Here is a 24,262-nt window from a genome sequence, read left to right as displayed (position 1 = left end):
AGCCATTCCCCGAAGGGAATGGCTTTTGAATGGTTAATTCAAATTAGTTTTTGTTAACGTTTGTAGCTTGAAGACCGCGTTGGCCTTGCTCGATTTCAAACGTAACATCTTGACCTTCTTCAAGAGACTTGAAGCCTTCTCCTTGAATAGCTGAGAAGTGTACGAATACGTCGTCTCCGTCTTCGCGTTCGATGAAGCCAAATCCTTTTTCTGCGTTAAACCATTTCACTTTACCTTGTTCCATGTGTGTTTCCTCCTCGTATGCTTTGTGCATACATTGTATTACTATCCTTGCTCAAGTCTTGAAGCGGTCAAGATTTATTCGAGACCATCATGCCGAACAAAAATAATTCTTCTTTATCATAACAGGGATATTAGAACATTGCAAGAGAAATGTTTGAATTAAAAAAACAAGTTAAGTACTTGATAGACAATCGCAGCGATTAATGCTGAAATCGGTAATGTAATAATCCATGTGATAACGATCTTTTTTGCCATGCCCCAATTGACGCCTTTCACGCGCTGGGCCGAGCCTACACCCATTATTGCAGACGAAATAACATGTGTTGTACTGACAGGTAAATGGATAAGTGTTGCACCGAAAATGATCGCAGCAGATGATAAATCAGCCGCAATTCCGTTCACAGGACGAATCTTCATTATTTTACCGCCGACGGTTTTTATGATTTTATAGCCGCCGATTGAAGTTCCGAGACCCATCGCAGTTGCCGCGGCAATCCGAACCCAAAGCTGAATATCGTCCGAAGTCTGCATTTCAGCCGCGATAAGTGCCATTGTAATAATCCCCATTGCTTTTTGTGCATCGTTCGTACCGTGCGTGAACGATTGAAGCGCCGCTGTTCCGATTTGCATATAGCGAATTCGTTTATTTGTCTTAAATAAATTCCTGTTCTTCAAGGTCACTTTGAATATGGACATCACGAGGAAGCCGCCTGCAAGTGCAATGAATGGAGAAATAAGGAGTGCTTGTAATATTTTCAGGAAACCGCTGTAATTTAAAATGCCTAAACCTGCCGCTGAAATAGCTGCACCAGCGATTGACCCGATTAATGCATGGGATGAACTGGATGGAATTCCGAAATACCATGTCAGCAGATTCCACAAAATTGCGGAGGTCAGTGCGGCTAAGATGACAAGCGAACCGTTTTCAAGAACAAATGGATCGACAATGTCTTTAGAAATTGTTTTTGCGACGCCCGTAAATGTCAGTGCTCCGACGAAGTTCATCGTTGCCGCCATCAAAATAGCGGTTCGTGGCTTCAGCGCCCGAGTTGAAACAGATGTTGCGATCGCATTCGCCGTGTCGTGGAAGCCATTGATAAAGTCAAAAGCGAGTGCGAATACGACGACGAGGATGGTAAGGAGAAGAATTGTATCCATATGGCTCCTCCTTATGCGTTACGCATAATAATGGTTTCGATTGTGTTGGCGACATTCTGACAATAGTCAGCAATATCTTCCAACTGTTCGTAAATATCTTTGAACTGGATAATTCGGATTGGATCTTTTTCATTAAGGAAGAGCTGTTTAACGGACGTACGGAAAACTTCATCACAAATCCGCTCGTAATCTTTAATAAGCACAGCGTGATCGTGCATTGCTTCAAGTTTTTTCCTCGCTAGTAGTTTCATCGCTTTAACAATTTCGTCTGTACTTTTCACGATGTTCTCCATGAATTTCTGTACGTACTCATCTATTTCAGTTAGGGAGAACATTTCAAGATGAGCTGCAAAACTCTCGATGCCATCGAGAACATCGTCCATTTTAATGGCCAAATTCATAATATCTTCACGTTCAATCGGAGTCATAAATGATTTATTAAGCTTTATAATTAGATCGTGGATAAGCGTATCGCCTTCTGTCTCGTAATTTTTGAGCTTAATGCTTACTTCTTTCAAATCAGCGACATTGACTACTTTAAAGTCGTTTGCATAATGGACTGCTTCTTGTACATTTTCAGCAATCGTTAACAGTGCTGTGAAAAAAGGATCAGGTTTGCGCTGGTTAAACATTGTTGTGCCTCCATCCCGAAAGGGGAAATAATTTTAATAATCCCATCATAGCAAAAAGGAAATAAGATACCTACAAATTTCGACGAAATCTGCACGAAATTTACACAATCTTTACAAAGAGGAAATCGGTATAAGAAAAAGTGACATTTGTCATGAAAGAAAGATGACGGACTGTACTCTACAGCATACCCTCAACTTCAGTAAAATTAACGTAAGAGGTGAGCGTATGTTGAAACTAGAAAATCTGTCTGTACGTGTTAATCGAAAAAACTTATTAAGTAGTGTCAATATAGAAGTTGGAGCAGGAGAAGTTGTTGCACTCTGCGGAGAAAATGGGGCTGGGAAATCAACAATCGTATCCGCTATCGCTGGAATCATACATCCAGTAAACGGGAGAATTTTGCTGGCAGGGAAACCGCTAGGTGAGAAAACGAAATCAGAAATAGGTTTCATGTTCCAGCAAGCTGAATTCATGGACAATGTGAAGGTCAAGGAAATGCTTTGCTTACTCCAATCCTTCTATAGAAGCCCTTATTCATTTAACGAGCTTGTCCGTCTTAGTTAATTGCAAGAGATGCTCCTAAAAAAGACACATGAATTATCAGGCGGTGAGCGCAAACGGTTGTCATTTGCATTGTCAATGGTAGGTAGACCACTCGTGCTGATTGCGGATGAACCAACTGCAGGAATGGACGAGGAAATGAAGAACCATTTCTATCAACAACTAAAGCTTGCTGTTGATGAAGGGCTTGCTGTTTTGCTCATTATACATTCCAAGTAAGAACTGGAGGTTATATAAATAGAATGGGGGCAAATTAATGAGCAGGAGATTTGCAGTTTATCCCGAAGGTTTAGGGAGAGAACCGTATTCCTATTTAATCTATCAATAGAAGGGACTTAGAAATCATCGGCGAGGCGGCAAACGGTTTAGAAGCATCTGAAAAATTATTGGAGAAATACCCGGGTATGGCAATCATCATGTTGACTACGTTTGGTCGTTCTGGTTATCTACAACGATCTGTAAATGCTGGGGTAAAAGGTTTCTTATTAAAGGATGGACCGAGTAGCGCACTTGCCGAAGCACTTCGAAAAGTAGCCGCGGGTCAGCGAGTCATCGATCCGGAACTAGCCTTTTCATTATTTGCAGAAAAAGATCAGCTATCTGAACGGGAGCAAGAGCTTCTTATACTAGCTTCAAAAGGTTTGGCGAATAAAGAAATTAGCAAGCGGTTATTTTTGTCGGAGGGGACAGTGAGAAACTACTTCTCGGATATCTTTCAAAAGCTGCAAGTGAAAAGTCGGACAGAGGCAATTCACATTGCCAGGAAAAACGGTTTGATTGATGTGGAATGAATTTGGGAATTAATTTTCAGTAAATTGAAACTTTCGGGATAATGAGACGTATATATAGGTGAGGCAAAAAAGGTGGAAGTGGGGGTGTTGAAATGGAACTGTTTGGGATGCCGATTGTGCAAGTCTATTTAGTTGCGCTGATCATTGCCGGTCTAGCAACTTTATTGTATATCTTTTTTAGTGATATGGCGGAAGGAATCGGCGAAGTTAGTCCGTTTTTAGATCCAGCGGTTGTACTTGCATTCACAACATTTGTAGCTGCTTGCGGTTATATATTGGAGCTTGTTACAACGTGGAACAGTGGTCTCATTCTGGCCATCGCACTTGTCACTGCTTTTGTACTCGATCTTCTATTATACTTATTTGTTCTTCTTCCACTGAAATCGGCAGAAGTGTCGCTCGCGTATACGGATGAGTCGTTGATGGGCCGGGTTGGGAAAGTGATTGTGCCCGTTCCAGTTGATGGATTCGGTGAAATTGTTATCGAATCGGTGAATGGCGTGATTTCTAAGAGGGCAGTAGGGTACGAAAACACAGCAATTGAATACGGAAAAGAAGTATTGATCATTGAAGTGAAAGATGGGACATTCATCGTTAAAGAGTATGAACCATTCCGCTTCAACTAAAAAAGGGGGAAAAACAGATGGAAATTTGGATTGCACTTGGAGTAGTCGCTTTTGTTTTACTGGCACTTGTTCTCGTCTTCATCACAAAATACCGCACAGTTGGGCCAGATGAAGCACTAATCGTAACAGGAAGTTATCTGGGATCTAAAAATGTACATAAGGATGATTCGGGAAATCGCATTAAGATCATCCGTGGCGGCGGGACGTTTCTGTTGCCAGTGTTCCAACAAGCGGCACCACTCAGCTTATTGTCAAGTAAGCTTGAGGTTACAACGCCGGAAGTCTACACGGAGCAAGGTGTTCCTGTTATGGCGGATGGAACGGCAATCATTAAAATCGGTGGCTCAATCATAGAGATTGCAACAGCTGCTGAACAATTTTTGGGGAAATCAAAAGCTGATCGTGAAAATGAAGCAAAAGAAGTATTGGAAGGTCATTTGCGCTCGATTCTAGGTTCAATGACAGTAGAAGAAATTTATAAAAACCGCGATATGTTTTCTCAAGAAGTGCAACGTGTTGCTTCACAGGATCTATCCAAAATGGGACTCATAATCGTTTCATTTACAATTAAAGATGTGCGCGATAAAAACGGCTATCTCGATTCACTAGGGAAACCACGTATCGCACAAGTGAAGCGTGATGCGGATATTGCAACAGTTGAAGCAGAGAAAGAAACGCGTATTAAAAATGCAGAAGCATCTAAAGAAGCACAAAAAGCAGAAATCGAACGTGCAACTGAAATTGCAGAAGCTGAAAAAGAGAATCAATTGAAAGTCGCGGATTATCGACGCGAGCAGGATGTTGCGAAAGCACGAGCTGACCAAGCATACGAACTTCAAACGGCGGTTTCTAAACAAGAAGTTATGGAACAAGAAATGCAAGTTCAAATCATAGAGCGTCAAAAACAGATTGAACTTGAAGAGAAAGAGATTCTGCGTCGTGAGAAGCAATATGATTCTGAAGTTAAGAAAAAAGCCGACGCGGATCGCTATGCAATCGAACAAAATGCAGAAGCTCAAAAATCCAAACAAATTACAGAAGCCGATGCTGAAAAGTACCGTATTGAAGCACGTGCGTCCGCGGATGCAGAAAAAGTCCGTCTTGACGGGCAGGCCAAAGCCGATTCTCTACGCGCACAAGGTGAATCAGAAGCGGATATTATCCGTCTGAAAGGCCTTGCGGAAGCAGAAGCGAAACGTAAAATAGCTGAAGCGTTCGAACAGTACGGCCAAGCCGCAATGCTTGATATGATTGTTAAAATGATTCCAGAATATGCGAAGCAAATTGCAAGCCCACTTGCTAATATCGATAAGATTACTGTTGTCGATACTGGTGGCAGCGGTGAAGGCGGCGGAGCCAATAAAATAACGTCGTACGCGACTAACCTAATGGCAACATTGCAAGAATCATTGAAAGCAACATCAGGCATCGACGTCAAGGAAATGCTTGAAAACTACACGGGCAAGGGCAATATCCGCCCAAGTATTGACCAGCTTACAAATGAAATAAAAGCAGCAAATACGAAGCAACCCACACAACAAGTGATTGCAAGAAAAGAAGTTACAACTGACGAAGCTGACTAACTATTAACTAGAAGAGAGCCCTGACGCAGTTGTGCGTTAGGGCTCTCTTTTAGTGTGCCCTTCGGTGGGCTTAACTATAGACAACCGACTATATATATATTGTCCAACCGATCGTAACCCCTCGCTAGACCGATCATAAAATACATCAACCGATCATAAAGCTCGCTAGACCAATCATAAAACCGGCCAACCGATCATAACGCTCGCTAGACCAAACATAAAACTCATCAACCGATCATATACTCAGCATCCACCTCCAATATCTTAAGAAATTCTTCATTATTATCCTCACAAACCCTTAAGATTCTCCGTTTATAATGAAGGAAGTAAAGAAAGTTGGAGGGGAACATATGATTAGTGTGCGAAATTTAAATCATTCATTCAAAATCGGTAAGAAAGGAAAAGAGAAGCGGGTTCCGGTGTTAAAAGGGTTGACGTTCGACGTTCCGGAAGGTGAAATTGTATCCATTATTGGCAAAAGTGGTTCAGGTAAATCGACGCTTCTTCATATTATGGCAGGATTCCTAACGCCTGAAAGTGGGGAAATCAGTGTGCAAGGTATTCAGACCTCATCATTCAACGAGGTGGAAAGTGCGAAGTTTCGATTAGATCATTTCGGTTTCGTCTTTCAAAACTTCCAACTCATGCCTGGATTGACAGCGTTTGAAAATGTTGAACTACCTTTGACGTTGAAAGGTATCAGCAAAAGTGAGCGACAGAAGAAAGTAAAGGACCTTATGCAGAGCGTTGGGCTGACGGATGTGCAAGATCATTATCCGAATGAATTATCGGGAGGTCAGCAACAGCGTGTCAGCATTGCGCGTGCACTTATCACTGATCCACCAATTATTTTCGCCGATGAACCTACGGGAAGCCTTGACTCGGAAACAGAGCAGGATGTCCTTCTTCTTATCCAATCGCTCAATAAAACGCGGGGTATCACATTCGTTATCATTACACACGACGATGAAGTGGCTCAAACGGCAGACCGTGTTTACAGGATGCACGATGGCATATTAACAGAAGGTGGCGTACAGCATGCAATTTAGAGACCAGATTAGTTTCGTAGGGCAACATATCAAGAAGAATAAAATGCGTGTCTTTATGACCGTGCTTGCAGCCACGATGGGAACCGCTTTTTTAATTGTACTCGCGTCAGTTGGATTCGGCCTGCACGAAACGATTCGGGGAGAGGTTTTATCGAACCGACTTGTGACACAAATTGAAGTATTCTCAAGTGAGATGCACGAAGAGAAAGTTGCTGAGCTGAAGAAAAGGGATCATGTAAAAGCAGTTGTATTCCGTCAAAATATAGGGACGGAACAGCAGTCTTCAATCGGTAACTTTACTGGGAATAATCCTCTTATTGTGACGGATTTTATAGAAGAAGAGAAAGCGAACTTTGAGCTTCAGGAAGGGCGTTTACCTGAAAAGGCAAATGAAGTCATCGTTGGAAGCAATTTTGCTGAATACCTAATGAATCAACAAGATGAGAACAAAGATGGTGAATTTACTACGTATGATGGCAAATTAATTGGTGAACAGTTCATCTATCAAGTTGGTGACAATGAAGGTGAATTGATTGAAGATGAAATGATGCTCACGATAGTTGGTATCGGAAAGAAACCAGCGAAAGATTGGGAGCAAGATCAAAAAATATACGCTGACGCATCTATCATTCCTGAGTTAGAAAAAATTTATTATACACATGTGGACAAGCCGGCAGATGATCATTCAGACGCACAGCAATTATTTTATGGCAATGTTAACGTCTATGCGGATAAATTAGAAAATGTGAAAGCAATCTCTACTGCATTAAAAGACGATGGATATAGTGTGTATTCCATATCCGATGAACTGGACCAGTTAGATGTCTTTTTCTTAGCACTAAAAGCGGGGCTCGTATTTGTTGGGACAATCGCAATCTTAATCTCATCTATTGGGATTTTCAATACGATGACCATGGCTGTAACGGAGCGGACGCGTGAAATTGGAGTTATGAAAGCAATTGGGGCAGATCCAAAATTAATCCAACGACTATTCCTGATGGAAAGTGCTTGGATTGGTATTGTTGGGACGGTTCTTGCAGTTGTTATTTCCTATGGGGTGAGCATTGTGTCGAATTACGTGCTGCCAATCATTGTTACGGCGGCGCTCGGTGAAGAGGATTTTGGAGATATGACTGTTACGTTCTCCGTCATTCCATGGCAACTAGTCGTTATTGCTTCCACAATCAGCATAGGCGTCGCGATGATTTCGGGATGGCGCCCAGCGCGTAAAGCGACTAAAATTGATGTCATCAATGCGTTAAGACAGGAGCTCTAATCGACATTATTTTGCATTAAACGGGTAAAGATGTATGAAACTTAGGTGTGACTTGTTATAATGGTAATATTCAGACAACCTTTGATGATCATATGCCTTAACCCGAGGAGTACGCTTATGGACACTATTTCAAATCGGTCGTATAGCAATCAAACTAGCGAAGGATATCCGGTACTTCATCTCGGTTATGCGGATGTCGTATTGCTCGGAAGATGGAACGGTTTGTCAAATGCTCTTTATTCATTGCACAAGAATAGCTCTTTCTGGGTTCAATATGATAATGAAGATGGGCCTGTAGAATCATATACGCTTCTTAACGGAGTAGTGGAAATGGAATACGAAGGAAAACGGCATCTATTGGATATCGGTGAGAAGGTCGATGCATCGCGCTATGAACATATCATTTCGTTTTACGGAAAAACGGAAGCGGATTTTTTGATTGAAATGTCTGCTGAAATTTTTGAGGTTGGATTTCTGGAAACGCAAATCCTCCAAGAAGAGGCGGATGCGATTGCATCGGTCGACGGCTATACCTATATGCATAGCAACCGAATTAAAGATTATTCAATTGAAGTATGGAAACAGTTGGAACTACCAATAGAAAGCCTTAGCATACTAAGATGGGGTGCCTATTTTCATGACATCGGTAAGCGTGTTGTTCCGCTAGAAATTCTAAACAAACCCGGGAAACTGACAGCTGAAGAGTGGCGGATTATGAAGACCCATACGACTGAAGGTGCAAAGATTATGCGAGAGCATACAGTCGAATGGCTAGCAGACACTGCTTTCATTGTCGAACAACATCATGAAAGGTACGATGGAAAGGGCTATCCATACGGTCTTAAAGGTGATGAAATTATGTTGGAATCCGCAATTGTATCGGTTGTTGATGCATTTGATGCAATGACAACCGATCGTGTGTATAAGAAGGGCCTTTCTATACAAGAAGCCGTGAAAGAACTAGAGGACGGAAGAGGGACGCAGTTTAATCCTATAGTAGTCGATGCATTTATAGAAATATTAAAGAAAAACCAATTTAATTGGAAATGAAGAATGGGAAAAGACTCGGGAAACCGGGTCTTTTCTATATAAATAGAGCCAAAAGGGGAAAGTTAAATGAACTATATTCAAACAATGAGGAAAATGATTGGTAAGGAATCACTACTTACGGTGGGTTGCGGCGTCATTATTACTGGTATGGATAAAATCCTACTCCAACAACGTACAGATGAAGATAACTGGTGCATTCCGGGCGGCGTGATGGAACTAGGGGAAACGTTTGAAGAAACAGCCAAAAGGGAGACATATGAAGAAACGGGATTGATTGTGGACGAGCTTCAGCTGTTCGGTCTTTATTCTGGGGAGTCCTGTTTTGTGACGTATCCGAACGGCGATAAGGTATACAGTGTGCAAGTTATTTTTCATTCCAAAACCTATTCAGGTGAATTGCGACAGGGTGGAGCGGAAAGCAAGGCGCACCGTTTCTTTGGTAGAGATGAATTGCCGGCGAACTTAAACCCAAGACAAAAAGCGTTCATTCAAGACTGGGCGCATGAAAAAAAGGTGCCAATCATGAGATAATGGTGATACTACTAATCGAGAGGCGGATGAAGAATGGATTATCGTATTGAACACGACACATTTGGTGAAATTAAAGTACCTGCGGACAAGTTATGGGGTGCACAGACGCAGCGCAGTAAACAAAACTTTAAAATCGGTGGAGAAAAAATGCCGATTGGTGTTATTCGTGCATTTGCCCATTTGAAAAAATCAGCCGCAATCGCGAGCCATGCACATGGTGCCCTATCAGAAGCGAAAAAGAAGGCAATCTCTGCAGCAGCGGGCGAAGTAGTCTCTGGCAAACTGGATGATCATTTCCCACTTGTCGTTTGGCAAACAGGCAGCGGCACGCAGTCAAACATGAATATGAACGAAGTGCTCGCACGCCGTGGTAATCAACTGCTTGAAGAGTGGGGCGAGGAAGAGCGTCTTCATCCGAACGATGATGTCAATAAATCACAAAGTTCAAATGACACATTCCCGACAGCATTGCATGTTGCAGGCGTTGTGGCGGTACAACAACAACTCATACCAGCAATAGGCGTATTAAAAGCAACACTCGGCAAGAAATCCGAAGAATTCATGGATATTATTAAAATCGGTCGTACGCATTTACAAGACGCGACGCCTTTAACGCTAGGCCAAGAAATTAGTGGTTGGCACCGGATGCTCGAGAAAACGGAACAAATGATTACGGGTAGCGTCGAGTCAATGAAAGAACTTGCAATCGGCGGAACCGCTGTTGGAACGGGTCTTAACGCGCCTGCCGGATTTGGCGACCGTGTTGCGGCTGAAATCAGTACAGCTGTGGGAATTGAATTTACGTCCGCGCTAAATAAATTCCATTCACTTACGAGTTATGATGAAATTGTTTACGTTCATGGTGCTATCAAAGCGCTTGCGGCAGACCTCATGAAAATCGCTAATGACGTGCGCTGGTTGGCTAGTGGACCACGTTCAGGTATTGGTGAAATTACGATTCCTGAGAATGAACCAGGCAGTTCAATTATGCCAGGAAAAGTGAATCCTACACAAAGCGAAGCATTGACAATGGTTGTCGCACAAGTCATGGGGAACGACGCGACAATTGGTTTCGCAGCGAGCCAGGGGAACTTTGAACTGAACGTCTTCAAACCAGTTATCATTTTTAACTTCCTTCAATCTGTGACGTTGTTGAGTGACGCGATGATCAGTTTTAACGATAATTGTGCAGTCGGAATTGAACCGAATCGTGAAGAAATTGATCGTAAAGTTCAAAATTCACTTATGCTCGTGACGGCACTTAATCCTTATATCGGTTACGAAAATGCAGCGAAAATCGCGAAAACTGCTCATGCAGAAGGCACGACACTGAAAGAAGCAGCACTCAAATCAGGCTTGCTGACGGAAGAGCAGTTTGATGAGTATGTCGTACCTTCGAAAATGATTGGTAGATAAGGAGTCGACTGCGGCATGTATGAAAAAGAGTGTCCGTATTGCAATTTGCTAGAGGATCCCGAGCAGCAAATTATCTATTAAAATGCAACATGTGCTTATATTCAAAAGCCTTCCGAGCAAACAGTGCTGGAAGGGAGTGGGCTCATAGTTCCGAAACGGCATGCAGTCGATGTGTTTTCATTAACTCCGGAAGAATGGATTGATACACAGGAGCTCTTAATGAAAGCGAAAGCTTATTTGGAAAAGTTGTACGGGCACGATGGTTATTCGGTTGGCTGGAATACGGGGAAAGCAGGCGGCCAGTCGATTCTGCATGCGCATTTGCATGTGATTCCAAGATTTGCGGACGAGCTGTATTCCGGGAAGGGTATCCGGTATTGGCTTAAGCAAGGGGATAATCGCGGTCGTGTTTGATTGTCCATCAAACTGTAACTTATAAACGTATTGTTTTGGGTTAAGATGATAGGATAACTACGCGAATTAGGAGATGGCAATAAATGAAAAAGAAATTAGTGTTCATCTTATTTGCAACAATTCTTGTCCTTTCAGCATGCGGAGAAAAAGCGCAGCCAAGCGAGAAAGAACACGACATGGCGCATGGGGAACAGAAGCATGTGGCGAACGGTGATTTACAGGAAGTAACAGATTCTGCCGCTATTTTACCTTCGTTCCTTGATGACAAATCGGAAGACATGCGTCTTGTCTATAAAATGGCGGGCACTGCGACGGATATCATCAAGTGGATGCCTTGTTATTGCGGATGTGGTGAAAGCGCAGGCCATGGCAGTAACTTGAATTGCTTCATCGACGAAGTTCGTGAAGATGGTTCTGTTGTCTGGGATGACCACGGAACACGTTGCCAAGTTTGTCTTGATATCGCAGTACAATCTGTAATGATGACGAAGGAAGGCAAATCGTTAAAAGAAATCCGTGACTTCATCGATGAAAATTACAAAGAAGGCTACGCAGAACCAACAGATACGCCGATGCCAGCATAATTGAATCGCAAAAAAGCAGACACTCGAATGTGTCTGCTTTTTTTCATGGAGAGCGTCTAATGAAATTCACAAGGCGTCCAACCATTCCTCGAAAGTCTCATACATATACTATTCCATGTACGAGACAACTCAAATTAATTGATATACAGATCACTCACAAGATACTCAGCGATTACTTCAGTTGGAATCGAAAATGTCACAACACCCATATAACCAGGTGCAACTTCATATTTATCGAATGAAATGACAAGCTTATTGTTATCTGTAATATAGAAGGACTGATCGGCTTGGATTGTTTCGAAGTCCTCAAAGAATTCGCTATTCAAAAAGTAAGAGATGTCTTCATCCGCATCCATTTGTCGCTCCATTTCACCTACTACGTAAGAGCTAATGGCATCGACGTATTTGTCATCTTTAAAAAGGCTTGGCAATGTGATTAAAATGCTGTTCTGTTTATCAATTGTGTCGTACTTCATTGTGGTTGAAGAGGATCCGACCGTATTCACCTCATAGCGAGCAATCGATAGAAGCTGGTCAGTATCTGTTTTCACTTCGTAGCCAGTGTCGATGCCAAGATGACCGCCACCTGCCTTTTCCATTTCCGTCACCTCTTGTTGGAACTGTTCGAAGAGCACTTTATTCTCTTCAAGGTATTTCTCATTCAATGAAGCTTGCAGTCCTTCATCAGCCAATCCTTCAATTGCTGGTGTGTCGACATTTGCTTGGTATGTCTTTTCATCGACAGTCAATTGTTGTGCGGTAAATACATCCACAATTGCTCCAAGAAGAGGAACGTTTGCCATTGCCTGTGCGAAAGACGGGCTGATATTGATGCTGCCGATAAATAGAGCAGCAGCCGCGGCGGCTCCTATCGTCCATTGTTTTAAAAATGGACGTTTCTTCTGTGATGCTTTTGCTTGGCGAATCGAAGCTTTTACGACGTCTTCCAACTCGGGCGGAATCACAATCTCGTCATGGTCCTTTTTCAACTTATTCATTTTTTTCATAATCTGAACTCCTCCCCAATTTCAATACGCAATTTCTTCAAAGCTGCATACAGTCGAGTCTTTATCGTATTCACATTCTCTCCCGTGATTTCAGCAATTTCATCAATCTTCAAATCTTCAAAAAAACGGAGAATAATGACGCTCTTATACTTCGTAGGCAGCAAGTCAACAGCTTCTTGCAAATCCATATCGATCATGTCATCTTTCAACGCAGGCAGATGGATATTAAGAATATCGTCATCCATCACCGTTACGCGCCGATGTTTACGGATAAAATCAATAGCAGTATTGACGACAATTCGGTAAAACCATGTTTTCATATAAGTGAGCTCTTCCAGTCGATCAATTGATTTAAGCGCTTTTAAAATGGCATCTTGTACGATATCAAGCGCATTTTCTTTATTTCTTACATAGCTGTACGCAAGGCGATAATGAGCTTCCCGGTTTTCCATTATAAAATTTTCTACAAGTTCGAACTTCTCTTTTTTTGTCATGACAAAAGGTTCACCTTCTCCAGTTTCCAACATGTCGCGAACACGTTATAGTTATTTGACGGGGTACATCTGTGAAAAGTTTTGATTGGTTATCATAAAAAGTTGATTGAAAATTTCGCAACTTCATTGTGAGACTATGGTAAAGTAAGGTCAACGTAAATGAAGTTGGGGGCGAACAAGATGAAGGGTATATCATTTGTTGCATCGTGGAGCGGTGGGAAAGATTCTGCCATGGCTTTTTACCGCGCAATGAAATCGGGTGGCATTCCGAAACGGTTATTGACGATGTTTGAAGAGGATGAAGAACGATCAAAATCGCATGCGTTGCCTTTTGAAGTCGTGGAAGCCCAAGCAAAGAGGATTGGCGTTCCTTTAATTATACGGGGAGCTGACTGGAAAGGGTATGAAGAGCAATTTTTAGACGCGATGAAGGAATGCGTTGAGTCAGGCATCAGCCACGGGGTTTTTGGGGATATCGATCTCGAAGATCATTTGGAATGGGTTCAAAAAACATGTGCAAAAGTCGATATGGAAGCAGTGCATCCACTATGGATGGAGCCGCGTCGCAAGATATTGCATGAATTTATAGAAGCCGGATTCGAGGCATACATCGTTGTCGTCAATACAAAAATGATGCCGGCACACTTCATAGGCCGTAAATTCACTGTAGAACTGATGGACGAACTCGATGCACTCGGAATTGATTCGTGCGGGGAATCTGGGGAATTTCACACTGTTGTAGTGGATGGACCGATTTTCAGCGAGCGGGTCCCGGTTGTTTTTTCAGGACAGCATGAACGAGATGGTTATGTGTTTTTGGAAGTTGCGTTGGAGTGATGTTCGAATTGGCAGATGAAACAGCTGTCGTTGAGAGAGGGAGGGTGTAGATTTGCAAAAATGTGATCATTGTAATACTCCATTCACTTATGGTGAAATTAATAAATCGCTTTGGCTAGCTTATAGGCCGATCAAATGCAGGCAATGCGGTACAAAACATAAAGTCCTAATTGCTTCAAGATTTGTGCTCTCTATTATTGTTGTCCCTATAACTGTATTCGGAATATACCTGACAAGTAATTTCAATCTGTCGATACTGTCAATGCTAGCAATGGTCCTTCTGCTGACTATTCCTGTATCTTTACTTTTTCCTTATTTGGTGAAATTTAGTGATGATTGTACCTGAGAAACGATAGTGGGGAGAGCTATGCGAATATGCCAGGCATCACTATATTACTACCAGTAGTGAGGTAGAGCTGGTGGAACATATGGAAGCGCCATCTTATCTTCCTTGGTGAAAGTGTGATGTTATAAAATATATTAAGGATGCTATGAATCAGGTTAGTTGTTGCGTCCAGACTATAAAACCCCATCCACATTCGCCAATCGAAAATGTAGATGGGGTTGCTTATTTATTTAATAGATTTCCCAATTCCTTCTCTAAAAATGGATCCGCATTCAACAACTTCTTGAATTCGTTGTAGCGAGTAAAATCATCAGCTGAAGCCTCGCGTCCGGTCTGATAGGCCCGAATCAAAATGTTTTTCGGCGTATGCTCTATATCGATAAATTCTAATAGCTGCGCTTCGTAGCCAACTAGAGTTAGCAATTCCGCACGAATAGAATCAGTAGCAAGTGCCGAGAACCGCTCTTTGATAAGTCCGTGTTGAAGCATAACGTCAAGCGCGGGGGAATTGACCTGTGAGAAAAGTTCGTGCTGGCAACAAGGGACACTCAAGATTACTTTTGCTCCCCATTTCACCGCACGGGCAAGCGCCATATCCGTTGCGACATCGCATGCATGTAATGTGACGACCATGTCGACTGATGTTTCGTCATTATAGTCATTGATATCCCCTACAAGAAACTCAAGATTATCGTAACCAAGATCTTTAGCAATCAAACTGCATTCCTCAATCACTTCTTTTTTTAAATCAAGCCCAGTTACCTTAATATCCAGTCCTTTTTCGATACGTAAGTAGTGATAGAGCGCAAACGTTAAATAGGATTTACCTGAACCAAAATCAAGAATACGTACAGTTCGATCTTTCGGTAAGTGGGCAAGCGAATCATCGATGAATTCGACGAACCGGTTAATTTGCCTAAATTTGTCGTGCTTTTGCTTTTTCACTTTGCCATCGGGTGTTTGGACACCAAGCCGGACTAAAAATGGATAGGCCGTATTTTCATCCAGTAAATAATTTTTCTTGCGGTTGTGTGAAAGGTTAACGACTTTTTCTGATGCCGATTTTTCCGATTTCCACATGACTTTAAATTTTTTCGTCAGTTGAACCTGAATCTTTTCTTCCGAAAACTCAGCATGTAGTTGTCTGAAACGCTCAAGCAGTTGTTGCAAGTGTGGTCGCAATACATCAGGCATCACGTTTTCATGGTTCAACACTCGTTCGTACTGGTATTCAAATTGAATATGCAACTGTCCTTTTATTTCCACGGGCTTAATTTTCACTCGTTTGAGTTCATCTGTTTTTGTCCGAGCTTGGCTGATTGTCCCTCCAATGAAAGACCCATCTGTTATCTGGTGTGTAAGTTTGTCCAGTAATTCCTCGAATTGCAAAATAATCACTCCTAGTTAAACTCAAATCCCTGTTTCTTTAAAAAATCTTTCATATATGTTCGTTTGGGTGCTTCTAAAAAGTCTGCCATGGAGTCGGACCAGGCGGCGTCTTTACGGTTTGAGCCGCGGCTTAAATAATAGTCGTTCATTGTTTCATCATACGTTGGGATAAGTTCGTTGTATTTATCAACATCATAGCTGTTTTCGTGAATAATTGCTTCCACTGGTAAGCGAGGCTTCACTTCATTTGCTTCATCAGGAACGCCGATTGTCATGGCGAATAGTGGAGCAACTCCTTCAGGAAGCGATAGCAATTCGCTTATTTCCACGGGTGCATTACGAACACCACCGATATAGCAGATGCCGTAGCCTTTCGATTCAGCCGCAATTGCAACGTTTTGGGCGAATAAAGAAACGTCGATCGAGCCGACAAGGACATTTTCAGCAGAGGAGAAATCAATGTCTTTTCCGACTAAGCTAGCGGCCTTTTTCAAACGACAATAGTCTGCGCAAAACACCAAAACGGCACCAGCTGATAAAATCTGCTGCGGATTCTTCGCGAGTTCCGCTAGTTTCTTACGTTTTTCAACATCGGTTACATAAATGACAGAGTATGCTTGGACAAAGTGCGAACTAGCGGCATGTTGACCGACACGAATGAGTTCATGTACTTCTTCTTTGGTTAGTGTAACGTCTTTATATTTTCGGACAGATGCGTGTGCAGTTAGTAAGTCGATAACCATGGAATCCCTCCAAAATTTGTTTTGTAAATTAAGATTAACAGACTATGGTAGTGGTAAACTACCTATAAAGCTTAACAAAGGGGTGTTGTTATGAATTGGGTGGAAGGTATTTCAGTTACCACGGCGTTGTTAGTTTTATTTCTAGTCGTCTTACCAATTACAATTGCCATATATCTATACTTTTATGACAAAAGTCAAAAGCAACATGCGATTCTTCGGAACTTCCCGATTTTAGGACGGATGCGCTATGTAATGGAGAAGACGGGTCCTGAACTTCGACAATATTTGTTTGATGACGATAATGATGGCGAACCATTCAATCGGGAAGAATACCTGCGCATGGTTATGCCGGGGAAATATTTGAACAGCGTCATTGGCTTTGGATCGAAACGTGATTTTGAAGAATCGGGTTATTATATCCGCAACGCTATGTTTACCAAGCAAAATGAGGAGATGCGCGTTGATAATTCAAACCTTATAGATACGATGCGTTATGTCGTTGATGAAGATAATCTATTCTCACGCAAAGAACATCGCGAAGACATTCCGACATTGCCTTGGTTATTGCCAGAAGAGGATGCAATCGTCATTGGTCCGAACTGTGAGCATCCATTCCATGTTCGCAGCATGCTTGGTCAATCCGCGATGAGTTATGGGGCACTCGGGGAAAATGCAATTACTGCATTGTCAAAAGGGATCGGCATGGCGCAAGGGGCTTGGATGAACACGGGAGAAGGTGGTCTGTCCAAGCATCACTTGGCGGGCGGTGCGGATATCATTGCACAAATTGGCTCGGGTCTGTTCGGGTTTAGAACGGAGGATGGCCAATTCAGTTTAGAAAGGGTCCGTGAAAAAGCGGATATTCCACAAGTGAAAGCGTTTGAAATTAAACTAGCGCAAGGTGCAAAAATGCGCGGTGGACATGTAGAAGGATCGAAGGTAACGGAAGAAATTGCGGCAATCCGTAATGTTGCTCCGTATGTTTCCATTAACAGTCCAAACCGCTTTCACCAGTTTGATGATTACCCAACACTTTTCGAATTTATTGATCAAATTCGTCAGCATTCGGGTAAACCGGTTGGCATTAAAGTTGTCATCGGAGGGAAACAGGATGCGGAGGAGCTTGCATCATTCATGCATGAAACAAGTATGGGTCCTGACTTCATCTCATTAGATGGGGGAGAAGGTGGCTCGGGCGCTACGTACCAAGATCTTGCAGACAGCGTTGGATTGCCGTTACGATCAGCGATTATTCTTCTGGACGATGCGCTTCGTAAATTTGAAGTGCGTGATCGTGTGAAAATTATTGCGTCAGGTAAAATTACGACACCAGACAGGGCGGCAATTGTTCTGGCAATGGGAGCAGATCTCGTTCAGGTTGCGCGTGGGTTCATGATCTCGGTCGGTTGCATTATGGCACACCGCTGTCATACGAACGATTGTCCAGCGGGCGTTGCGACGACAGATAAGAAATTACAACAAGGACTTGTTGTCGAAGAGAAAAAATACCGTGTCACGAATTATATTTTGACGATGCGCGAAGGGCTTTTCCGTGTCGCTGCAGCTGCAGGCCTCGATTCACCGACGAAACTCGAACGACATCATGTCGTTTATAAAGATGAACGGGGACGCGTCTTCCCTGTGGAATGAATTGAAGTGTGCCGTTCTACCTTGAGGGGTGGAACGGTGTTTTTTATGGAATTCGTACCGCTCTGGTGAAGAAAACAACATAACATCGAAAGTTCGCAACGTAAATTCAAAAGAAAACAACACTCTACCAAAACCTCACAACGTACCCTATATAGTATCCGGTGACAAATACACTACAACCCCGAATTAATTTTCCAATAATACGAATTTAGTGATAATATATTATTATATGACTTTTTCAGAAAAGGGGAATGGACATGACATTATTACGTAAAACGGTGGGGGAGATTGTAAGGGAGCAGGCACGACTTCATCCTGTGCAGGAGGCGTATGTCTATCCGGAACATGGGATTAGGAAAACATATAAGGAGTTTGATGAGGAAACGGACGAACTTGCAAAAGCATTTATTGGCATGGGCATCGAAAAAGGGGAAAACGTTGCTATCTGGTCGGACAATAAAAGGGAATGGCTCCTTAGCCAATATGCAACGGGGAAAATGGGTGCAGTCCTTGTTACGGTAAATACGAATTACCAAGCTACGGAATTGGAATATCTAATGAAGCAATCTGACGCGACTACGCTTATTTTGGATGAAAGCTTTAAGGGAACGAGTTACATAGATATCATCCGTGCGGTTTGCCCTGAACTGGAGACGGGTGAGAGGGGTTCCGTTTCAAGTGATAAATTACCTCATTTCAAACGAATCATCCTGATGACAGAACGGGAAGAACAAGGCATGTACAAATGGTCGGAATTTATGGCGCAGGCTCATAAGGTAACGAATGAGCAGTTGGAGGAACAATTTCAATCGCTTGATCCCGATGATGTCATTAATATTCAATATACTTCCGGCACAACTGGCTTTCCTAAAGGGGTCATGCTAACACATAATAACGTCGTCAACAACGGCAAGCAAATTGGGGATTATATGAAACTGACAGAGCGGGATCGCGTTTGTATTCCTGTCCCGTTTTTCCATTGCTTTGGTTGTGTGCTAGGAACGCTAGCGGCGGTTACGCATGGTTCTGCGATGGTTTTGCTCGAACAGTTCGATCCATTGCGTGTACTTCAAGCAGTACAAGATGAGAAGTGTACAGCACTTCATGGAGTACCAACGATGTTCATCGCTGAGTTGAACCATCCTGAATTTAAGAACTATGATACATCCACGCTTCGTACCGGTATTATGGCGGGATCTGTATGTCCGATTGAAGTAATGAAACGTGTTATTGAAGATATGGGAGCGAGTGAAATTACGATCTGTTATGGCCAGACAGAAGCATCCCCCGTCATTACGCAGACGAGGACAGATGATCCAATCGAAAAACGTGTGTCAACAGTCGGGAAACCGCATCCGAACGTTGAAGTGAAAATTATTGACCCTGTAACGGGTGAAGAACTGCCTGTTGGTGTTCCGGGGGAACTTTGCACGCGTGGTTATAACATAATGAAAGGGTATTACAACAATGCGGAAGCGACACGTGAAGCGATTGATGAAGAAGGTTGGCTCCATACAGGCGACATTGCAGTGATGGATGCAGATGGATACATCGATATTACGGGCCGCATCAAAGACATGGTCATCCGTGGCGGCGAAAATATTTATCCGAAAGAGGTCGAGGAGTTTCTGTATACGCATCCTGAAATTGCAGACGTACAAGTTGTGGGCGTGCCAGATGCGAAATACGGTGAGGAACTAATGGCCTGGATCATACCTAAAAAAGACGTGTATCTGGATGAAGAATCAGTACGCGAGTTTTGTAGAGGAAGTATTTCACATCATAAGATTCCAAAGTACATTGAGTTTTTAGAAGAATATCCAATGACTGCTTCGGGGAAAATTCAAAAGTACAAACTACGAGAAATGTCCGTAGAAAAGTCATATCAGTGAAAATAGGTGTATTCCTCTAAATATGGGGAATACACTTTTTTGCGTTTTGTATAAAAACCCTTTGTCGAATCGACATTATTTCCTGGGAAATGTAAGGTGAATGAAATATTTATATCGTATTCTGTCTATTCTATATACATTATTTACTAAGGATTATTTTAAAAAACGGATTTTTATTTATTGAAAAAGTGATATGATAAAGACGAAGTTAAAAAAAGGGGGATTCATCATGACAAATGAAGGGTATCAATTAATTGCAATTATTATATACATGTCTGCGATGATTTTCATTGGATGGTATGCATTCAAACGAACATCCAATCTCACGGACTATATGTTAGGTGGACGATCGCTTGGACCGGCTGTAACCGCTCTCAGTGCTGGTGCTGCTGATATGTCGGGCTGGTTGCTTATGGGGTTGCCGGGTGCAATCTATCTTAACGGTTTAGTTGAAGCGTGGATTGCAGTCGGTTTGACGGTTGGAGCATATTTGAACTGGGTGTTTGTTGCACCACGCTTACGTGTCTATACACAAGTGTCAAGTGACTCCATTACAATTCCGAGTTACTTGGAAAGTCGTCTGAAAGATAAATCACGTCTCTTGCGAATTGCTTCAGGTGTCATCATTCTGATATTCTTCACATTTTATGTGTCTTCAGGTATGGTTGCAGGCGGGAAGTTCTTCCTTAGCTCATTCGGGTTGGAGTATCACACAGGCCTACTGATTGTTTCGGCGGTAGTTATTTTCTATACATTATTCGGAGGGTTTTTGGCGGTCAGTTATACGGATGTTGTCCAAGGTGTCGTCATGTTCTTTGCCCTACTTCTTGTGCCGATTGTTGGTATCTTTATTACAGGAGGATTTACAGAAACAGCGACAAGTATCCGTGCTGTAGATCCACAATTGCTGAACTTTGTATCGGGTGCAACATTCTTAGGCGTTTTGTCTGCGGTTGCGTGGGGATTGGGTTATTTCGGTCAACCACATATCATCGTTCGCTTTATGGCGCTTAGTTCGCACAAAGAAGCGAAAAAAGCACGTCGTATCGGAATTAGCTGGATGTTCTTGAGCTTATTCGGTGCTGTGGCGACTGCGCTTATCGGAATTGCTTATTTCCAACAGAATGCAGGTGCAAATCTTGCGGATAATGAAACCGTATTCATTGTCTTAGGGCAAATTATCTTCCATCCATTTATCGTAGGAATCATGCTTGCAGCTGTTCTTGCGGCTGTTATGAGTACGATTTCTTCACAACTAATTGTATCGTCTTCTGCACTTGTCGAAGACTTGTACAAAACGTTCATGAAAAAAGATGCGACAGATAAGCATTATGTGTTTTTAGGAAGAATGGCAGTCCTTGTCGTTTCGTTAATTGCCATGGTACTTGCTTGGCCGAACAATGAATCAATTTTGAGTATCGTATCGTTTGCATGGGCTGGATTTGGTGCAGCATTTGGTCCAATTATCCTTCTATCTCTTTACTGGCGCAAACTTACAACAAAAGGCGCACTATGGGGAATGATTGCTGGTGCAATTACGGTGATGATTTGGGGGAACGTTGATGCATTGCACGATACTCTTTATGAGATCGTTCCTGGTTTCCTCCTATGTCTGATTGTTGCAGTTGTCGTTAGTACTATCACATATAAACCAAATGCCGAAATTGATAAAGAATTCTCGGCAGCACTTAAGATTCTTAACGAAGATAAGTAATTTTTAGGCCTGCAGTTTCTACTACTGCAGGCTTTTCATTTAGTTAAAATTATGAAGGCGAGGTTATTAATATGAAACTGGACCATGTAGTTTATTTCACGAGTAAAGAACCGGAACAAATAGTAGTGGAGCAACTAGCGAATGGGCGTCACGCTGTAGTTGGTGGTCGTCATGAAAAATGGGGAACGCATAATGCCCTGCTCTATACGAAGAATGCTTATATTGAATGGCTGTCAGTCGAGAAGATAGAGATTGCACAACAAGTGGTTCATCCGTTGACAAAGTTATTGCTGCATGACCTTGAACAGGACGATGGTTGGGGAACGATATGTCTGTCAGTAGATAAAATTGAGAAATTTAATGAGGAAGTTGAAAATAAAGGATTTTATACATCAGGTGTGCTCAATGCTTCGCGGAGAACGGCCAATGGCCAATTGCGGAAATGGAAAATGTTGTTCATCGATCAACCCGTGTCGCATGAATTGCCCTATCCATTTTTTATCGAGTGGGAAGAGACGGAAGAAACACGTTTTGAGAAGTTACGTGAAGATGGAACACTTAAATCGGATAATGAACTGTTGGAAATTACAGAGTGTATTTTCAGTGTTGATGATCCATTAAGAGTAACGGCAGAGTGGGCGATTTTATTGTCACAGAAAGTTGGTAATGCTGATGACATCGTCTTGCCGAATGTTGTGTTGAAATTTGTTGTGCATGATGGCGAAATAGATAGATTGACGGATGTTGTCGTTGGGCAAACTGACTAACAGTTACAGAGTGGTTGCCCAGTTCAATCTTTCTGTCGTAGAGTTTGACGAGCCTGTCGTCCAGTTCATCCTGTGTTATACAGTTTCGCTAGATATGGTAGACTGAATATACTTATAGTCGGTCTGGAAGGGGTAGTTCTATGGAAGTTTTAGTTGAACGCGCAGTAATTGTGGGGGTCCATGAACAAAAGGATAAGCACTTTGAATATGCAATGGAAGAGTTGATAAACCTCGCTAAAGCAATAGAGGTTGAAGTCGTCGGAGAAGTGACGCAAAACATGGAGAAACGCAACCCGTCAACTTATGTTGGGAAAGGTAAAATGGAAGAGATTAAGAACTTCTATGAAGAATTAGATGCGAACCTTGTTATCTTCAATGATGAATTGTCGCCGTCTCAAATTCGTAATCTAGAGCGGGAACTGGACTGCAAGGTGATTGACCGTACAATGCTCATACTTGATATTTTCGTACGGCGCGCGAGAACGAGCGAATCGCGGATGCAAGTTGAACTTGCCCAGCTGCAATACATGCTTCCTAGACTTGTCGGTTTACGTGCATCTCTCGGCAGACAGGGCGGGGGCGCAGGTGGCGGTGTCCAAAATAAAGGGGCCGGAGAAACAAAACTTGAACTCGATCGACGAAAAATCGAAGACCAGATTTCCAAACTTGGCCGTGACCTTGATCATGTGAAGGATCAGCGTGAAACTCAGCGTAAGCAACGTAAAAAGAGCGGTATCCCTGTTGTTTCGATTGTCGGCTATACGAATGCGGGCAAGTCGACAATTATGAATAAATTGCTGTTGAAGATGGACGTAGATAATGCGAAGCAAGTTTTCGAAGAGGATATGTTGTTCGCGACACTCGATACGTCAATCCGGAAAGTGAAGCTTGAGGATAACAAAGAATTCATCTTGACGGATACGGTTGGTTTTGTGTCAAAACTACCGCATCATCTTGTAAAAGCATTCCGTTCAACATTGGAAGAAGCGCGTGATGCGGATCTCCTTCTACATGTAGTGGATGTGTCGAATTCGGAACACGGCTATATGATGGAAGTAACGAATGATACGTTGCAGGCTGTTGGAGTAGAGAATGTGGCGACGCTTAATATTTACAATAAAGCGGATCTTGCGGACATACCCTATCCAGTAGTGAGCGATGATAGCGTGTGGATTTCTGCACGTGAAGGAAAAGGGTTAGATGAACTAATTGAGTTGATCAAGAAAAAGATATTTGAACAATATAGTACATGCAAGCTACTTATTCCATTTGACCGTGGTGATATCGTGTCTTATTTGAATGATAAAGCGAACGTCAAAAGTACGGAGTACGAAGAAGATGGAACGCTGATGACCGTGGAAATGGATAGTTCAGAGCGGGTCAAAGTTGAAGAGTTTATCGTAAGTCACTAAGAAAAGCGGAAGGCGCCTTCTAGACGCGACAGGCATAAGTCGATCCAGCGACGTGGCGCTCTTTGCCACATAGCTGGATTGCTTATGACCCGAGCG

Annotated in this window: 24 protein-coding genes and 1 pseudogene; 18 read left to right on the top strand and 7 right to left on the bottom strand. The window is 42.5% G+C overall.

Annotated features, from left to right (window positions below; genetic code table 11):
* Positions 1-43 precede the first annotated feature (43 nt).
* From I2484_RS17230 to I2484_RS17220, 3 genes are all read right to left on the bottom strand, one after another.
* Entirely contained in the window at positions 44-244 is a 201-nt protein-coding gene (locus tag I2484_RS17230; RefSeq protein ID WP_067205063.1) for a cold-shock protein, read from the bottom strand.
* Positions 245-402: 158 nt separating this feature from the next.
* The gene (locus I2484_RS17225) at positions 403-1,401 is read right to left on the bottom strand and encodes an inorganic phosphate transporter (RefSeq protein ID WP_207152299.1); all 999 of its coding nucleotides are present in this window, start codon (positions 1,399-1,401) and stop codon (positions 403-405) included.
* Between the two features lie 11 nt (positions 1,402-1,412).
* Complete coding sequence (locus tag I2484_RS17220; protein ID WP_207152298.1) at positions 1,413-2,033, bottom strand: DUF47 domain-containing protein; 621 nt, start codon at positions 2,031-2,033, stop codon at positions 1,413-1,415.
* A 163-nt stretch (positions 2,034-2,196) separates the two neighbouring features.
* Here I2484_RS17220 and I2484_RS21630 point away from each other — a divergent pair.
* From I2484_RS21630 to I2484_RS17160, 11 genes and pseudogenes are all read left to right on the top strand, one after another.
* Positions 2,197-2,814, top strand: a pseudogene (locus I2484_RS21630) (ATP-binding cassette domain-containing protein).
* A gap of 185 nt (positions 2,815-2,999) precedes the next feature.
* The gene (locus I2484_RS17205; RefSeq protein ID WP_207152295.1) at positions 3,000-3,386 is read left to right on the top strand and encodes a response regulator transcription factor; all 387 of its coding nucleotides are present in this window, start codon (positions 3,000-3,002) and stop codon (positions 3,384-3,386) included.
* A 92-nt stretch (positions 3,387-3,478) separates the two neighbouring features.
* Positions 3,479-4,012 carry an NfeD family membrane protein gene (locus tag I2484_RS17200; protein WP_207152294.1) on the top strand — a complete coding sequence of 178 codons (534 nt, stop codon included), beginning with the start codon at positions 3,479-3,481 and terminating at the stop codon, positions 4,010-4,012.
* 17 nt (positions 4,013-4,029) lie between these two features.
* On the top strand, positions 4,030-5,595 hold the full coding sequence (locus tag I2484_RS17195) for a flotillin family protein (protein ID WP_207152293.1): 1,566 nt from the start codon (positions 4,030-4,032) through the stop codon (positions 5,593-5,595).
* Between the two features lie 350 nt (positions 5,596-5,945).
* Entirely contained in the window at positions 5,946-6,644 is a 699-nt protein-coding gene (locus I2484_RS17190) for an ABC transporter ATP-binding protein (RefSeq protein WP_207152292.1), read from the top strand.
* Positions 6,634-7,920 (top strand): ABC transporter permease, encoded by a 1,287-nt coding sequence (locus I2484_RS17185; RefSeq protein ID WP_207152291.1) that lies wholly within the window; start codon positions 6,634-6,636, stop codon positions 7,918-7,920. The genes I2484_RS17190 and I2484_RS17185 overlap by 11 nt, the downstream gene beginning before the upstream one ends.
* A gap of 117 nt (positions 7,921-8,037) precedes the next feature.
* Positions 8,038-8,970 (top strand): HD-GYP domain-containing protein, encoded by a 933-nt coding sequence (locus I2484_RS17180; protein ID WP_207152290.1) that lies wholly within the window; start codon positions 8,038-8,040, stop codon positions 8,968-8,970.
* 66 nt (positions 8,971-9,036) lie between these two features.
* Complete coding sequence (locus I2484_RS17175) at positions 9,037-9,501, top strand: NUDIX hydrolase (protein ID WP_207152289.1); 465 nt, start codon at positions 9,037-9,039, stop codon at positions 9,499-9,501.
* Between the two features lie 33 nt (positions 9,502-9,534).
* Positions 9,535-10,917, top strand: coding sequence for a class II fumarate hydratase (fumC, locus tag I2484_RS17170; protein WP_207152288.1), 1,383 nt, complete (start codon positions 9,535-9,537; stop codon positions 10,915-10,917).
* 123 nt (positions 10,918-11,040) lie between these two features.
* Positions 11,041-11,331 (top strand): HIT family protein, encoded by a 291-nt coding sequence (locus I2484_RS17165; protein ID WP_346014214.1) that lies wholly within the window; start codon positions 11,041-11,043, stop codon positions 11,329-11,331.
* An 83-nt stretch (positions 11,332-11,414) separates the two neighbouring features.
* Positions 11,415-11,915: a PCYCGC motif-containing (lipo)protein gene (locus I2484_RS17160; protein WP_207152287.1), complete on the top strand. Its 501-nt coding sequence runs from the start codon at positions 11,415-11,417 to the stop codon at positions 11,913-11,915.
* Between the two features lie 134 nt (positions 11,916-12,049).
* On the opposite strand, the gene rsiV is transcribed toward I2484_RS17160, so the two are convergent.
* Complete coding sequence (gene rsiV / locus I2484_RS17155; protein ID WP_207152286.1) at positions 12,050-12,922, bottom strand: anti-sigma-V factor RsiV; 873 nt, start codon at positions 12,920-12,922, stop codon at positions 12,050-12,052.
* Positions 12,919-13,416, bottom strand: coding sequence for an RNA polymerase sigma factor (locus tag I2484_RS17150; protein WP_207152285.1), 498 nt, complete (start codon positions 13,414-13,416; stop codon positions 12,919-12,921). The genes rsiV and I2484_RS17150 overlap by 4 nt, the downstream gene beginning before the upstream one ends.
* A 180-nt stretch (positions 13,417-13,596) precedes the next feature.
* On the opposite strand from I2484_RS17150, the gene I2484_RS17145 reads away from it, so the two are divergent.
* A complete protein-coding gene (locus I2484_RS17145; RefSeq protein ID WP_207152284.1) occupies positions 13,597-14,253 on the top strand; it encodes a Dph6-related ATP pyrophosphatase in 657 nt (218 codons plus the stop codon).
* A 52-nt stretch (positions 14,254-14,305) separates the two neighbouring features.
* Complete coding sequence (locus tag I2484_RS22040; RefSeq protein WP_207152283.1) at positions 14,306-14,599, top strand: TIGR04104 family putative zinc finger protein; 294 nt, start codon at positions 14,306-14,308, stop codon at positions 14,597-14,599.
* A gap of 222 nt (positions 14,600-14,821) precedes the next feature.
* Here the strand turns inward: I2484_RS22040 and I2484_RS17135 are convergent, their stop codons facing one another.
* Together I2484_RS17135 and nfsA are read right to left on the bottom strand one after the other, a co-directional pair.
* Entirely contained in the window at positions 14,822-15,988 is a 1,167-nt protein-coding gene (locus I2484_RS17135) for a class I SAM-dependent methyltransferase (RefSeq protein ID WP_207152282.1), read from the bottom strand.
* A gap of 11 nt (positions 15,989-15,999) precedes the next feature.
* Positions 16,000-16,731 (bottom strand): oxygen-insensitive NADPH nitroreductase, encoded by a 732-nt coding sequence (gene nfsA / locus I2484_RS17130; RefSeq protein WP_207152281.1) that lies wholly within the window; start codon positions 16,729-16,731, stop codon positions 16,000-16,002.
* A gap of 90 nt (positions 16,732-16,821) precedes the next feature.
* Between nfsA and I2484_RS17125 the strand changes: the two genes are divergently transcribed.
* The 5 genes from I2484_RS17125 to hflX all read left to right on the top strand — a co-directional run bounded on the left by I2484_RS17125 (position 16,822) and on the right by hflX (position 24,166).
* A complete protein-coding gene (locus I2484_RS17125; RefSeq protein WP_207152280.1) occupies positions 16,822-18,381 on the top strand; it encodes an FMN-binding glutamate synthase family protein in 1,560 nt (519 codons plus the stop codon).
* Positions 18,382-18,638: 257 nt separating this feature from the next.
* Positions 18,639-20,273: an AMP-binding protein gene (locus I2484_RS17120; protein WP_207152279.1), complete on the top strand. Its 1,635-nt coding sequence runs from the start codon at positions 18,639-18,641 to the stop codon at positions 20,271-20,273.
* A gap of 229 nt (positions 20,274-20,502) precedes the next feature.
* Entirely contained in the window at positions 20,503-21,987 is a 1,485-nt protein-coding gene (putP, locus tag I2484_RS17115; protein ID WP_207152278.1) for a sodium/proline symporter PutP, read from the top strand.
* Between the two features lie 71 nt (positions 21,988-22,058).
* Complete coding sequence (locus I2484_RS17110; RefSeq protein ID WP_207152277.1) at positions 22,059-22,754, top strand: VOC family protein; 696 nt, start codon at positions 22,059-22,061, stop codon at positions 22,752-22,754.
* Between the two features lie 140 nt (positions 22,755-22,894).
* Positions 22,895-24,166 (top strand): GTPase HflX, encoded by a 1,272-nt coding sequence (hflX, locus tag I2484_RS17105; RefSeq protein ID WP_207152276.1) that lies wholly within the window; start codon positions 22,895-22,897, stop codon positions 24,164-24,166.
* The last annotated feature ends 96 nt before the right edge of the window (positions 24,167-24,262 follow it).

This window comes from Sporosarcina sp. E16_8, from assembly GCF_017347095.1.
Taxonomy (GTDB): domain Bacteria; phylum Bacillota; class Bacilli; order Bacillales_A; family Planococcaceae; genus Sporosarcina.
Note: the sequence above shows the minus strand (reverse complement) of the source record. Positions and strands in the feature narration are given on the sequence as shown.